Origin of the sequence: Halomonas sp. DP4Y7-1, assembly GCF_019800705.1 — a bacterium.
Taxonomy (GTDB): domain Bacteria; phylum Pseudomonadota; class Gammaproteobacteria; order Pseudomonadales; family Halomonadaceae; genus Halomonas; species Halomonas litopenaei_A.
In genome coordinates, this window is sequence record NZ_JAHVKS010000005.1 from 216,947 (window position 1) to 230,928 (window position 13,982).

Genomic DNA, 13,982 nt, shown 5'->3' on the forward strand with positions numbered 1-13,982 from the left:
ATCCTGGGATAGACCGCAGCATCATCGCTTGCTGTAATGGTCTACTTGGTGACATTTGAAGGCAAAAAGCTACGTTACGTTTGCTGCCACGAAGCAAGATAACGGTATAAAAAGCTAGAAGCGTAAAAAAGCGTTAATGGGAATGTCAGCCTCATCAAGTGAACCAGAGGATACCTCGTTCTATACTGGCCGGATCAGCCGTTACAGGTCCTGCCATGCGCCGCCTTTGTCTTGTTCTCCTCTTCGCCGTCGGGTGGCTCGCCAGTGGGCAGGCACTCAGCGACGCGTTGGCGCTCAATAGCCAATGGGAATACCGTTGGGGCGACTCTCCTCGAGACAGCAGCGGACGCCTCGTCTGGCTAGATGAAGCCGACACCTCCTGGCAACCGCTGTCGGGTGTCGGTAATCCGCCGGGGCGCGGCCACAACAACAGCCTCTGGATTCGCCATCAGTTACCTGACGGGGCCTGGCATCAGCCGGTCCTGTTCATCTCCAGCTTGAACCTGGTGGGGGAAGCCTACGTCGACGGCTTGCAGATCTATCGCCATGGCTCACTGGAGGGCGGAGCCGCCGGGAAATTCGCCGGCTGGACCTGGCACGTCATCGACCTGCCGACTCCCGTCGCTGACAAGATGCTGTATCTCAGAATCAAGTCGACCTACAAGGATATCGGCCTGTGGGGCAAGGTGGTGGTGATGGAGAGGGCCGATGTTCTCCCTACCATCCTGTCGGAGACACGTGGGGAGATCATCATCGCCCTCAGCTGTCTGATCCTTGCTCTGCTCGCGCTGATCCTGATCCTGACGCAACCCGAGCGCTGGCGCCTTGGCAGTATCGGGCTATTCTCGCTAGCGGCGGGCTCCATGGTGCTGGCGGAAAGTGATGCCAGCCAGCTACTGCTATTTGCGCCGCTGGCGTGGGATTATGTGGCCGCCTTGGCCTACTTCTCGTTGCCAATCGCCATGGCGCTGATCCTGGAGCACTGGTTCCCGCAGATCCCGCGCAGGGGCCTTCGCCGACTGTGGCTGTGTCTCGTCGGCTATGCAGCCGGAGCACCCGCACTGGCCATGCTGGACATCGTCACCCTGCCCACCACGTTTCCGGTCTTCGATATCCTCCTGCTGGCCGCCCTCGCCTACATGTCACGCTGGCTGTTCAGGTACCGCAGGACCTTCGATGGCAACCAGCGCCTGATCGTCGCCAGCTATGCCATCTTCAGCATGGTCACCGTTATCGATATGGTCGTGGCCCACGGTTTTGTCTCCTGGGTCAGCGTTCCTGTGCACCTCGGTGCGCTGGCCTTCATCTTCGCCATGGTGGTCATCGCGGCACGCCACTACGCACGCTCGCAGCGCAAGCTGGAGCACCTCAACAACCAGCTGGAGCAAGAGGTCACGGCACGCACCCAGCAGCTCGAGACCTACGCCGAGCGTGAGCGTCAGCGAGCCAGGTTGCTCGCCAACGAGCACAGCAAGACGCATCGCCTCGCCAACTTGATCGACTCGCTGCAAGCCTGCGCGTCTCTTGAGCAGGCGCTCGACCTTACCCAACGGGCCATGCCGGACATCCTTGCCCCAATGAGCGGGGCTTTCTATCGGCCCCAGGACGAACCCGACACCATGCACCTCGAGCTGTTCTGGCCCACCAGCCACTGCCCTCCTGCGTGTCTGGATGGCTCGAATATTCCACCGCTGGAGGCACGTGGGGACGACGATCTGCCGGACTTCGAGGACCTGCTTCAGCAAATGCGCAGCGAGCGCACCGTGTCCGTGAACGGGACATCCGCTGATGAGCTGCCACGCTGGACCTTTCCCTTGGATGTCACCGGTCCGGGACGACAGCCCCGTCGCCTCGGCGTGATCTGTGTGATACCCCAGGGCCCTCTCGTGCGTCGACCACAATACTGGGATCGCACCTATCACTTTATCGAGCTTGGGGTGAGCCGACTGGCGCTGGTGCTGTCGAGCATCGCCTTGCAGGAGGAGCTGTCGGCCCTGTCCTACCGGGATGACCTGACCGGGCTCAATAACCGGCGCTACTTCGAGGAGCTATTCGCCCACGAGAGCGCCATATCACTACGTAAGCAAAGTCCGCTGGCCGTGGTCATCCTGGATATCGACCACTTCAAGAAGTTTAACGACCAGCATGGCCATGCCGCGGGCGATAGCGTGCTGGAAGGAGTCGGCAGGATGCTCGCCAACAGCTTCCGTGACATTGACGTGGTGTGCCGGTTTGGCGGGGAAGAATTCGTGGTACTGCTGCCCGGGGCGGCCGCGGAAGATGCTCAACACCGCATGCGCCGAATGTGTGAGGCACTGGCCAGCGCCAGCTTCCGTCATGAAGGAAGCAGCCTGGGCACGGTGTCCGTCTCCTGTGGCATTGCCAGCTTTCCAGCCACCACCCAGGATCCCCATGAGCTACTGGAACTCGCCGACAAGGCGCTGTACCAGGCGAAGAATGCGGGGCGAGCCAGAATCACTCTGGCCACCCCTCAGTAAGAGCGCTCCCAGCTAACAGCCCTTAGAACAGGGCTCGTTCCGCGTCAGTCAACTCACGCCATTCACCCGGAGCGAGCTCAGGATCCAGCGTCAGTGCTCCAATAGCGTGACGATGTAACGCTTCGACGTGGTTGCCGATCGCGGCGAACATACGGCGGACCTGGTGGTAGCGTCCTTCGACAATGGTCAGTTCGACCTGGCGCGGGCCATGGCACACCAGAGTGGCAGGACGCGTGGGAAGCTCCTCCCCATCCAGCAGCACCCCTTCGGCAAACTGCTCGATCGCTTGCTCGGGATCTTCCAAGTCTCGTGCCAAGGTCACCTGGTAGCGCTTGCCACTGCGGTGACGCGGGGAGGTAATGCGGTGGGACCACTGGCCGTCATCGCTCAATAACAATAGCCCGGTGGTGTCGACATCCAGTCGCCCCACCGGCTGGAGCCGTTCTGCCTTGGGTAGATCAATGGCGTCCACCGCTCGCGGGTACAGGCCTCTCCTGCCCGTACACTCTACCCCAACAGGCTTGTGCATCATGATGTAGCGCAACCCCACTAGCGCCAGCGGCTGGCCTTGCCAACTGACGCTGTCATCCTGCGCTAACTGGCGCGCGGCCTTCTTCTCTACTTCCCCGTTCACCGTGACCTCCTCGCGCATCAGCGCACGCTTGGCAAGGCTGCGAGTGAGATCGGTGGTTTCGCTGAGAAAACGGTCAAGGCGCATCAGTAGGTCTCATGGTCAAGGGTAAAATCGTCGGCATCTTGCCATGCCGGGAACTTCTCGCGAAAGGCCGACAGCGCTTCCCTGTCGAGCACACCGGTCCGCACGAAGGCTCGATCACGGGGCTCATCGATCAGCGCATCTCCCTTGGCATCGATCAGCATCGAATCTCCGGCATAGCTTAACCCCTTGGCGTCCTCGCCCACACGATTGACGCCGATCACCGCGGCCAGGTTTTCCACCGCCCGCGCCTGCAGCAGTACGCGCCATGGGTGGCGCCGCGGTGCTGGCCAGTTGGCCACACACAGCAGGGCATCATATTCGAAAGGTGCACCTTGGGTTGCCTGCTGCCGCAACCAGACCGGGAAGCGCAGGTCGTAGCAGACGCTCAGCAAGATACGAAATCCGTTGAGCTCAACGATGACCCGCTCACGGCCCATATCATAGCGCTCATGTTCGCCCGCCATACGGAACAGATGCCGCTTGTCATACCAGTGCAGGCCACCATCGGGTTGCGCCCATATCAGGCGATTGAGATAGCGTCCTTCATCCACTACGGCGACGCTGCCGGTCATCACACAGTCACGCTGCTTGGCCTGTTCACGCAGCCACTGGACCACCTCGCTGGTTGCCATGGGCTGAGCCATGTCGCGGGAATTCATGGTAAACCCGGTGGCGAACATCTCGGGAAGCACAATCATGTCGGTTTCCCGGCCACCCAGATCGCCCAAGGTGTCTTCGAGCATCCGGCAGTTGCTGGAGGGGTCTTCCCAGCGCAGGTCGCACTGAACCAGAGTGGTACGCAGCTGTGACATGGTGATCTCGTCAGTGAAGTTCGTCTACCTAGACTAAACGACATCGCCGCCGAGACCAAAGCCACCATGCCGCCGACAAGAGTGTGCTAATGTGGCTGGCCGATGCACGCCCTGCATCGATCCCTATCCTGTGTTATGGACGCTCTTTCGATGAAAGGACTCTCCCCCGCGACCGGATCACTCCAGGGTGTCGGTTTTGCGCTTCTCGCCTACGGCATGTGGGGCACCTTCCCCCTGTTCTTCGCCTTGTTCGATGGGGTCAGCGCGCTGGAGATCCTGGCCCATCGCGTGATCTGGTCGTGCCTGTTCCTGGCCCTGGTCATTACCCTGCTAAAGCGCTGGGGCGCCATCGCCCGACTGCGCCACGCGCCGCGCCAGTGGCTGCCAGCGATGGCCTGCGCGCTGTTGATCGGGCTTAACTGGGGGCTTTACATCTACTCGGTCGAGACGCATCGGGTCCTCCAGGCCAGCCTGGGCTATTTCATGACGCCGCTGGTCAATGTGATGCTCGGGGTACTGGTCCTGAAAGAGCGGATCACGCTGGTCCAGGGCGTCGCCATCGCCCTGGCCGTGGCCGCCATCTCACTCCAGCTGTTCCAGTTGGGGTCGTTGCCCTGGCTGAGCCTGAGTCTTGCCGCCTCGTTTGGCACCTATGGCTTGCTGCGCAAGCAGCTGGCCTTTGATGGCCTATCAGGGCTGTTTCTCGAGACCCTGCTGCTGCTGCCGCTGGCGCTACTGCTGCTGCCGCTGCAGCCAAGCCACTTCACCCCTGAGCTCATTGCGGCTCCCCCCTACACGACTGCCTTGCTGGTCGCCTCCGGTGTGTTGACCGCCCTACCCTTGCTGGCGTTTGCCGGGGCGGCGAGACGGCTGACCCTGAGCACCCTGGGCTTCTTGATGTACCTGAACCCAACCCTTCAGTTTCTGATTGCGCTATGGGTGTTCCATGAACCCATCGTGCCAGCGCAGCTGACGACCTTCGCGTTAATCTGGATCGCACTATTGCTCTACTCGTGCTCAAGCCTGTTTCAGCCCCGTCGATCCACCAGGTAGGCTAGCCTGTTCAGCGACGAAGGACGCTGCAGGCAGGTGCCGTACACGTCTGCCACTTCCCCCAATTCCATTGGCGGAGCAAAGAAGTATCCCTGACCTTCCTGGACGCCTAGCATCACCAGCCAACTAGCATCTTCAATAGTCTCGACACCCTCGGCCACCACGCACAATTCCATGCGGTGGCAAAGCCCGACCAGGGCCGCATAGGCCTGACGGGCTTGATCGAAGCGACGCGCAGCATGCAGCAAGGAGTAGTCCAGCTTGATCGACGTCAACGGAAGTCGCTGCAACAAGTTGAACGCGGTGTAGCCTGAGCCGAAGTCGTCCAAGGCGATACCAATGCCCCGTTCCCGCAGCGCCAGCATCTGTCGCTGCACCTGCTCGACATCGTCGACATTTTCATGTTCCACCAACTCAAGCTCCAGACATTCGGGTGCAACCCCGCGCAGCGCCAGCTGCTGTGACACGTAGTCCGGGAAGTCTTCAGCCAGCAGGCTGCTGAGATGCACGTTGACGGAGACGCAGTGCAACCACTCCGTCGGGGCCACCAATGAAGCGAGCCAGTCCAGCGCTTGCTTGATCACCCAGCGGTCGAATCGCTCGGCCAAGCCAAGCATCAAAATGACCGGCAAGAAGTCCGCTGGTGGTATGTCTCCGGCCTCGGGGTGTCGCCAACGAATTAGCATCTCGACCCCCACCAGGGAGCGGTTGGGCGGAGCCAGTTTGGGTTGCGCCACCAGCCGCCACTGGGTGTCGGGTTCTTCGATCAAGACACCGACCTGGCGGCACAGCCAGCGTAGGTGGGTTTCCTGGTAGGGACCAGCGGCCACCACCCGCAGTATCGGGCGCACCCAGCCTTCTCCCTCCAACCGCTGCATGCCCTCATCGAGGGCGCTCAGGCAGGCGTTCAGGTTATTGGTATGCGCAGGCACCAGGGTCACACAGGCATACCAATGCAGCACCTTTTCATTCGCCGCCTGCTGTCGCTTGCACACCAGCGCCAGATAGCTATCCAGCTGTGACTCAACGTCCGGACCGTGAACGTGTGCAGGTATGGCGCCGATGATGCGCTCATCCTTTCCGATATACAGGCGCCAGCCCTTGGGCAGGTGCGCAGAGAGCGCATCCAGACTGGAACGTAACAGTGCCTCGAGACACATGTTGCCCAGGCGCCGCCGATAGCGGATCACTTCTGGCGCAGCGAGCAGGAATAGCCATTCGATCTCTGCACAGCGAGGGCCTTGATAGTCTGATTCGAGGGCAATACGCGTGGGCAGCTGGAAACGATCATCCACCATCAGGCGGCGACGTCGCCTGAGCGATGAAAAGCGAGACAGCAGCAGCATGACCGCCACCAGCAGGCCCACTAGGGTGACCGCCACCATTCCCACGACCGCCTGCTGATAGCCGCGGGTCAGCTGTTCCAGACGCCCCCTGACACCGACCCATTGAAAGGCGACATGTTCCTTACCATCGAACAGCTGATACCAGCGTGCGTGGATAAGATAGCGCTGTGCCATTATCGAGGAGCTGGCAGGCACCAGCTCAAACGCTGGCGTCAGCGCTACTTCCACCGCTGCGTGGGCCAGGAACTCGATATCAAGGATGGCGCCACCGGCGCACCCCACCGCCATCTGAAAGGCAAAATGGCAGAACACGGGTACCTTCTGTCGGGCCAGCGCCTCAAGCCGCTCCGCCGTGCTGCCTGGCCCTTCATTCCAACCGGAGTCACGCCCACCCTGCATGTAAAGCCGTGTCCCAGGCGGACTGCGCGCAAGCCGCTCAAGGACGACCTCGGGCGTCCAACCATAGATGACATCCAACAGCTGAACATCGCGCACACTGCCGACCACCTCGGTCATGTCATCAATAACGTTGTAGCCGTGCTCCGTATTTTCCCCCAGCAAGATCAGGTGCAATGGCGCGCCAAAGGTATCCACCAACATGTTCAGGGACTGGGCCATGACGGGATAGGACTTCAAGGACTTGACGCCTGCAGCTTCGGCTTCGACCCTGAGCAGGTCATCGTTCAAACCCAATGCCACCACCTTTTCGGGCCATGGTAGAGCGTCTCTATAGCGAAGATAGAAGGCCATGGCCGGGTCGTCGGTGAGAATCAGACTCCCCCTGGGATCCAGACTGGCCTGCTGCAGCCTCGCCAACAGCGCTTCATCGGCCAGGTGCCCGGGCAGACGCAGCGCATCAAGATACTCCACCTGGAACCGGCCGGCCGTCGCCGTCTCGTGAGCAAAGCGTGCTTCCACGCTGGCCACGATATCGTCGTTCCAGCGATACCCCTGATGATAGGACGTCAACAGCAGCAGCGAGGCGTCACCCGCGGCCTCATTGGCGCGTGACGGGGCAGGACTTACCGCCAGCAGCAACCCGGCCGCCCACAGGACGACCAGCAGCATGATCCGACGTCGCCCTGGTCGTGTCATTGCTGAGGTGACTGACATGGAGACAAACTCCGTTAGTCCACTGCAAGCAGCAGAGCGGCCTGCTTAGAGCCGGTCCATCGACAGGATCAGCGAGAGAGGGGCTAGCCACACAAGACCTATCCATACAAGACGGCTCGTGGTGCCCTGTCATGAGCTTAGGGCCCACGACCACCAATCTCGCACTCTCATCCGAGGTAACGCTGATCATCAAAGGGGATAGCCGTCAGCCGAAAGGCCAAGGGTAACGCCGTCATTCGCATCAGACTTTGACGTCGTACCCACAACTGCGCACCATCTGAGCTCACTCAGGAGTCTTGCCTACCATGCCCCTACCCCATTTACTGCTGGTCGGTGCCGGCCACGCGCACCTTTACCTGCTGAGACAGAACGCGCTGCTGAAGCGTTTTCGAATCACCTTGGTGGACCCAGGTGGGTTTTGGTATTCAGGTCTCGCCAGTGGGGTGCTGGCCGGCGACCATCGGCCTTCGGAAGACCGTATCGACCCCGCGCTGCTTTGCCGCCAGAACGGCGTGGACTTCATACGTGCCAGGCTCGTGGCACTTGACCATGAGCAACAGCGAGGAATGCTGAGCAATGGCTCCTGGCTATCCTTTGACTACCTCAGCCTTAACCTGGGCTCGGCCCCTCTCGCTCCTCTGCCACTGCATTCGACGACGAAAGGTTCACCTCACTATTGGCCAGTCAAGCCGATACCGCGCCTGTTGCAGTGTCGGCGCAGCCTGGAGCGGCGCTTTCATCATCTGCCTCTGAGCCTTCACGTGCTCGGCGCTGGCGCCAGCGGCATTGAAGTCGCCTGCGCGACCAGGGCGCTAGCCCGCCGGCACGGGGTAGCCGACATGGCGCTGCCCATTCACCTGCACCATCGCGGTAAAGGCCCCCTGGCACAGGCGTCCGCGGGCGCACAGCGCTATGTCCGTGACTGTCTCGATCGGCGCGCCATCACGCTGCGGGTCCATCCCCGCGCAGAGACGACCTCACTGCCCCCGCTGGTCGATGACGAGGCCAGCGATATCATCGATGCCAGGGGCCTCGCTCCGCCCCAGAACCTGGCCCATCTGGGCCTCCCCACTCTAGCGGGACGCGGCATCGCGGTAGCGGCTGACCTGAGGATCGACGGCAGCACCACCCAGTTCGCCGCGGGCGACTGCGCCGCCATCATCGACCAGCCGCTGCCACGTCTTGGGGTGCACGGCGTGCGACAAGGGCCCATTCTCGCGCACAACCTGCTGGCCAGCCTCGCCGAGGAGCCACTCAAGCGTTACCATCCCCCAAAGCGGGCACTATCGATCATCAACCTGTGCCATGGCGAGGCCTTGGCTCTCTACGGGTCATACTGGTGGGGCGGACGACTCGCCAGTCGCTGGAAGCGGCATCTGGACATGGGGTTCATGCGGCGGACCAGGGTTCCGGCGTAACCTACATCCATGGACGATGAGGGCCGATCAGACAAGTCGCTACGCCGCCACTTCACCAAGACCAGGACGTCAATCTGCCCATGCTCAAGCGCTACATTCCTATCCTGGCCTGGCTGCCACACTATACGCCGCGACTGTGTGGGAGCGACCTCCTGGCAGGGATCATCGTCACTGTCATGGTGATTCCCCAGTCACTCGCCTATGCCATCTTGGCTGGACTTCCCGCGGTCGTCGGACTCTACGCCAGCCTGCTGCCGGCGGTGGCCTACGCCGTGCTCGGCACCAGTCGCTCTCTCGCAGTTGGCCCGGTCGCCATCATCGCTCTGATGACGGGGGCGGCGCTGTCCAATGTGGCAACCCAGGGGACATCTGCGTATGTCGAAGCCGCCTTGGTCCTGGCCCTGCTGTCCGGCCTCATGCTCACGCTGATGGGCTTTCTGCGTCTTGGCTTCTTCGCCAATTTCCTGAGCCACCCGGTCATCGGAGGGTTTCTGTCGGCGTCAGGCCTGCTGATCGCGATCAGCCAGCTGTCGCACTTGCTCGGCATTGATGCCGGCGGCTACACCGCATTGGCGCTGATCACCCATCAGGTACAGCAGTTGGATCACATCAACTGGCCGACCCTGGGGGTAGGCGCCTCGACCCTGCTGTCGCTATGGCTGATGCGCGGATACGGCGTGGCCGCCCTGACCGCGCTGCGGCTACCTGAAGGCCTGGCCAGGTTGCTGGTCAAGGCGGGTCCGGTGGTGGCGGTGGTAGTGACGACGCTCCTCAGCTGGCAGCTTGACCTGGCCCGCTACGGGGTCGCCACCGTAGGTCAGATCCCCGCTGGTCTACCCTCCCTCGCCATGCCGAACATTGATCTGCCGCTATGGCACGCGTTGCTGGTACCCGCCATGCTGATCAGCGTGGTGGGCTTCGTCGAATCGATCTCCATGGCCCAGATGCTGGCCGCCAAGCGCCGTGAGCGTATCGCACCCAACCAGGAATTGATCGGCCTGGGGGCAGCCAATCTGGCCGCTGCCTTCAGTGCGGGCATGCCGGTCACGGGAGGTCTGTCACGCACGGTCATCAACCAGGAGTCCGGTGCCCGCACGCCCATGGCTGGCCTGTTTGCGGCGCTTGGCATTGGCACGGTGACCCTGGCATTGACCCCCCTGCTCGAGCACCTGCCGATTGCAACGCTTGCCGCGACCATCACCGTGGCGATTCTCACTTTGGTAGATATCCCTCTGCTGCGACAGACCTGGCGCTACTCACGCAGCGACTTTTCAGCGTTGGCGGTGACCATGCTGCTGACCCTGGTGGAAGGTGTCGAGGCCGGCATCATCGCGGGGGTCAGCCTGTCCATCGCCTTGTTCCTGTATCGCACCAGCAAGCCCCATAGCGCTATCGTGGGGCGCATCCCCGGCAGCGAGCATTTCCGCTCGGTCACCCGTCACGAGGTCGAGACTGTCAGTCACCTGGCGCTGTTTCGCGTCGATGAGAGCCTGTACTTCGCTAACGCACGTTATCTGGAGGACACGCTCTACTCGCTGGTGACCCAACGCCCGGAGCTCAGCGATGTCGTGCTGATCTGTTCCGCCGTCAACCTGATCGACGCTTCCGCGCTGGAGAGCCTTGACGCCATCAACGCCAGGCTCAAGGACTCACGGGTCACGCTGCATCTGGCCGAGGTCAAGGGGCCGGTCATGGACCGTCTGAAGCATTCCGACTTCCTCGATGCCCTGACCGGGCGAGTGTTTCTCAGCACCTTTGCGGCCTGGTCCGAACTGCGGCGCCCGCGAGACTGAGACACTCTTAACCAGCCCCCCCTGAACGACACCCGCGCCGATGGCTAACCCGTCGGCACACCCAAGGCCTTAGGCGAATGTCGAGCACTGCGCCATTCAGGTAAGATGGCGGCGTGATACATGGACGGGCCACGAGATGGAAGACTCACCCAAGCAGAACCTCGCCATCAGCGCCTACCGCTGGCTGAAGCAAGACATTATTCGGGGCACCTTCGCGCCCGGGGAAAAACTCCTCATGGCGGGACTCAAGGAGCGTTATGAGCTGGGCGTCGGTCCCTTGCGGGAAGCGCTCTCCCAATTGGTCGCTGATCGCCTGGTGGTGGCGATCAGCCAGCGCGGCTATCGCGTAGCCCCCATGTCCCTGGCGGAGCTGGCAGATCTCTACGACGCCCGTGCCCAGCTTGAGGGACTGATGCTCGAACTGGCCATTCAGCGTGGCGATGATCGCTGGGAAGCCAATATCATTGCCACCGCCCATACCCTGGCCAAGGTGGAAAGCGTCAGCTCCTCTGATGAGCTGCTGGATCTGTGGGACAAGCGCCACAAGGCGTACCACAGTGCCATTGTGGCCGGCTGCAACTCACCTCACCTGATGCAGGTGCGCGAAGCACTGTTCGACCAGGTAGAGCGCTATCGACACCTGTGGCTGCGCGAGACCGTTTTCTCGAGCCAGGCCCTGGCCGCCAAACGCGATGAGCACGCAGCACTGACCGAGGCAGTGCTGTCACGACACACGCAGAAAGCGCGACAGATGATGCGGGACCATTTGATGACCCCGGTACCCATCATCACCGACGTGATGGCCAAACGTGGACTGAGCTGAAGCCTGACTCCCCCCGACTGGGCCGGCGCTGCTACCTCAGAGGTGAGGAAGACAGCGGCGACTGCAAGGTCCATCATCGCTAGGGTAGCGCTGCGTGCATCAGCTGAGCAGCAAAAATCGCGCGCCGCGCAGAATCCGGAGCCTAGGCGGTAGAGATGGGGAGTTCGAGCAGCGCGTGACGCAGCGAATCGGCGGTGCAGGCATTCATTGTTTCCTTAGGGCTTGTCACCGCAGTGTCATCGGGTAATCCTATGCTTTCCATGAACATGTATGACGCTTGCGTCGCCACCGGAGAGACATCATGCCCCACTTACTGAGATTTTCACGGGAGCTGGAGGCTCGCCTGGACCTACTGGCAGAGCGCACGGGCATGACCAAGGCGGCTCTGATCGAGCGTCTGGTCAGCGAGGGTGCCGAGGTACTTGAGGCAGAGCTGGCACAGCAGGGCGCCGGCAGCGAACGCGCCGAACGCTCCATTGATCAACTGCTGCGAGAAAGCGGGCTAGGCGCCTGACCTTTCGCCAGCGTCGTCCTTTCCCGGGACTCTTGCGCTCGCGCCAGAGCGGCACGGGGGTCTCGGGGATAGTAGCGTTCGGGCTGGCGGGCCACATGGGGGAAGAACCGGGTATCCTTGTACGGCATCTTCATGAATCCTGAGATGCCCAACCCTTCTATCAGTTTCACCGCATCCACAATATCTTCCAGACAGTCCCTGAACTGCTGCTCTCTCGATGGATCCAGCAATCGGTAGTGATGATGAATTTTCAGGTGTGAAGGCAGCACCTCGAAGATGATCATTCCGGTGTGATGGATCTCATTGAGCGCCTGCAGCGAACTGATGATGGCGTCGGGTAACACCAGTAGCTCTTCAGGATCGGGACCATCTTCAAAGTAGCTGTGCAGGCGAGAGCGATCCTCCAGCTCAGGGACGGCACTGACCTCGTAGGACAGGGCAAGCCCCGGGTCCACCACGAAAGGATGTTCGGGAGAGCTGCGTTCCAGGTGCAAGGTGTCTCTTGCGTTGAACAGACAGCTTTTAAAGATGCCCCGGCGGTGTATCGCGCGCGCCAGCGTGACCATGTTGTTGACGGCGGCCACGAACGCCACTTTCACCTGCGGGTCATGTACGTTCAGCGACGAGTCGATGTAGACGCCATCCGCTTCCCAACGAACGGCGAGTCCTCCTACGACCGGGTATTTGCCTAGCCGGCTGACCGCTGCCAGAAACGCCTTCTCCGTCTCCCCCATGCCCTGCATGAAGTTACGGTAATAGCGGTCAAGCTGGACGTCGTTGACGTCGGCCAGCGTCTCTTCGACCCCCTCCTCGCGCAGAAAGGCCTTGCGTGAGCTATAGACCACCGTGTCAATCTCCCGTCGGGCGGGACGACTCCACACCGGCACCAGCGGTGATTCCTGTGGCAACGGGAGCTCCAGCATGACCAGGCGTCCCATCCGCGGCATCTCGGCGATAAAGTGATCACCCGCCTTGAGCCTGACCTCCGGATCAGGGTCAAGCATGCCATCCAGGGTCCTGGCAAACTCCATCGGAAGACCCAACGAGGTGGCCGGAATAGCGCGATGACCAAACCGGCAGGATTGTGCGGACGCCAGCGCATACAGGGTCCCGGCGGCGCCCTGCTCGTCAAATCGCGGCGATGACAGAGCCCCTCCCAACTGCTCTTCACCGATGAAGTAGACGTCGCCTAGACGGGCATTGGTCTGCTGCAGGTTGTCTGACATCAGTTCCATCACATTGGCGCTGACAAACTGGCGTCGGGCATCCAGCTGGGCAAAGACCGAAGAGCCCCAGTCGATCAGCGCCACCGTCTCGTCGCGGGCATCGAAGACCAGGTTGGAGGGTTTGATATCGCCATGCACGACTGGCCGCCGTGGCGCCCCCGCGGGAGATGTCTCCCGTCGCAGCTCACGCAGGATATCGGCCAGCTGAGTGGCAATCCGTATCACCAGACGCGGCGACAGGCGCCCTTGTTGCAGCGAGACTTCTTCGAGATTGAGTCCTGGTGCACGTTCCATCACCAGGATGGGCTGATGCCGCACCCGCTGATAGGCCACCAGGGCAGGCACTCGGGGATGGACCACCTGTTCAAGCATGAAGGCTTCTTCCTCCAGCCTGTCCTGCAGGTGCTGGGGCAAGGTTACCCGGGTGAACTTGAAGACGTAGTGGTGCTGCTCGGCGCTGATGCCGGCGAAGACAAACCCGTAGGCACCCTTGCCGATCAGCTCGATCTGTCGATAGCCCAGCTGCTCCAGCTGCTGCTGACACAGCGCGACCCATTCCTTCAGCTTGCGTGCATCGTCCTGACTCAACAGGTAGATGGACTGATCTTCCGGAATGTAGAACTGCTGCAACGGTGCTGGGGCCATGGTGCTTCCTCCACCCTACCCCA

Annotated in this window: 10 protein-coding genes; 6 read left to right on the forward strand and 4 right to left on the reverse strand. The window is 61.6% G+C overall.

What is annotated here, in order from left to right; genetic code table 11:
• The first annotated feature begins 215 nt into the window (after window positions 1-215).
• Complete coding sequence (locus KUV72_RS11810) at window positions 216-2,498, forward strand: GGDEF domain-containing protein (protein WP_222238524.1); 2,283 nt, start codon at window positions 216-218, stop codon at window positions 2,496-2,498.
• A 22-nt stretch (window positions 2,499-2,520) separates the two neighbouring features.
• Here KUV72_RS11810 and KUV72_RS11815 read toward each other — a convergent pair whose 3' ends face one another.
• Entirely contained in the window at window positions 2,521-3,216 is a 696-nt protein-coding gene (locus KUV72_RS11815) for a pseudouridine synthase (protein WP_222238526.1), read from the reverse strand.
• Window positions 3,216-4,028 carry an amidohydrolase gene (locus KUV72_RS11820; RefSeq protein ID WP_222238528.1) on the reverse strand — a complete coding sequence of 271 codons (813 nt, stop codon included), beginning with the start codon at window positions 4,026-4,028 and terminating at the stop codon, window positions 3,216-3,218. The genes KUV72_RS11815 and KUV72_RS11820 overlap by 1 nt, the downstream gene beginning before the upstream one ends.
• Before the next feature lie 150 nt (window positions 4,029-4,178).
• Here KUV72_RS11820 and rarD point away from each other — a divergent pair, with 150 nt between their 5' ends.
• Window positions 4,179-5,081, forward strand: a complete 903-nt coding sequence (rarD, locus tag KUV72_RS11825; RefSeq protein ID WP_222238530.1) for an EamA family transporter RarD — start codon at window positions 4,179-4,181, stop codon at window positions 5,079-5,081.
• Here rarD and KUV72_RS11830 read toward each other — a convergent pair.
• Window positions 5,057-7,540 carry an EAL domain-containing protein gene (locus KUV72_RS11830; RefSeq protein WP_222238532.1) on the reverse strand — a complete coding sequence of 828 codons (2,484 nt, stop codon included), beginning with the start codon at window positions 7,538-7,540 and terminating at the stop codon, window positions 5,057-5,059. The genes rarD and KUV72_RS11830 overlap by 25 nt on opposite strands.
• Window positions 7,541-7,845: 305 nt before the next feature.
• Between KUV72_RS11830 and KUV72_RS11835 the strand changes: the two genes are divergently transcribed.
• The 4 genes from KUV72_RS11835 to KUV72_RS11850 all read left to right on the forward strand — a co-directional run bounded on the left by KUV72_RS11835 (window position 7,846) and on the right by KUV72_RS11850 (window position 12,088).
• On the forward strand, window positions 7,846-8,958 hold the full coding sequence (locus KUV72_RS11835) for an NAD(P)/FAD-dependent oxidoreductase (protein WP_222238534.1): 1,113 nt from the start codon (window positions 7,846-7,848) through the stop codon (window positions 8,956-8,958).
• 80 nt (window positions 8,959-9,038) lie between these two features.
• On the forward strand, window positions 9,039-10,751 hold the full coding sequence (locus KUV72_RS11840; protein ID WP_222238536.1) for a SulP family inorganic anion transporter: 1,713 nt from the start codon (window positions 9,039-9,041) through the stop codon (window positions 10,749-10,751).
• 136 nt (window positions 10,752-10,887) lie between these two features.
• Window positions 10,888-11,574, forward strand: coding sequence for a DNA-binding transcriptional regulator CsiR (gene csiR, locus KUV72_RS11845; protein ID WP_206939004.1), 687 nt, complete (start codon window positions 10,888-10,890; stop codon window positions 11,572-11,574).
• A 301-nt stretch (window positions 11,575-11,875) separates the two neighbouring features.
• Window positions 11,876-12,088: a hypothetical protein gene (locus tag KUV72_RS11850; protein ID WP_222238538.1), complete on the forward strand. Its 213-nt coding sequence runs from the start codon at window positions 11,876-11,878 to the stop codon at window positions 12,086-12,088.
• Here KUV72_RS11850 and KUV72_RS11855 read toward each other — a convergent pair.
• The gene (locus KUV72_RS11855; RefSeq protein WP_222238540.1) at window positions 12,055-13,959 is read right to left on the reverse strand and encodes a protein kinase domain-containing protein; all 1,905 of its coding nucleotides are present in this window, start codon (window positions 13,957-13,959) and stop codon (window positions 12,055-12,057) included. The two genes, KUV72_RS11850 and KUV72_RS11855, sit on opposite strands and share 34 nt — an antisense overlap.
• Window positions 13,960-13,982 lie beyond the last annotated feature (23 nt).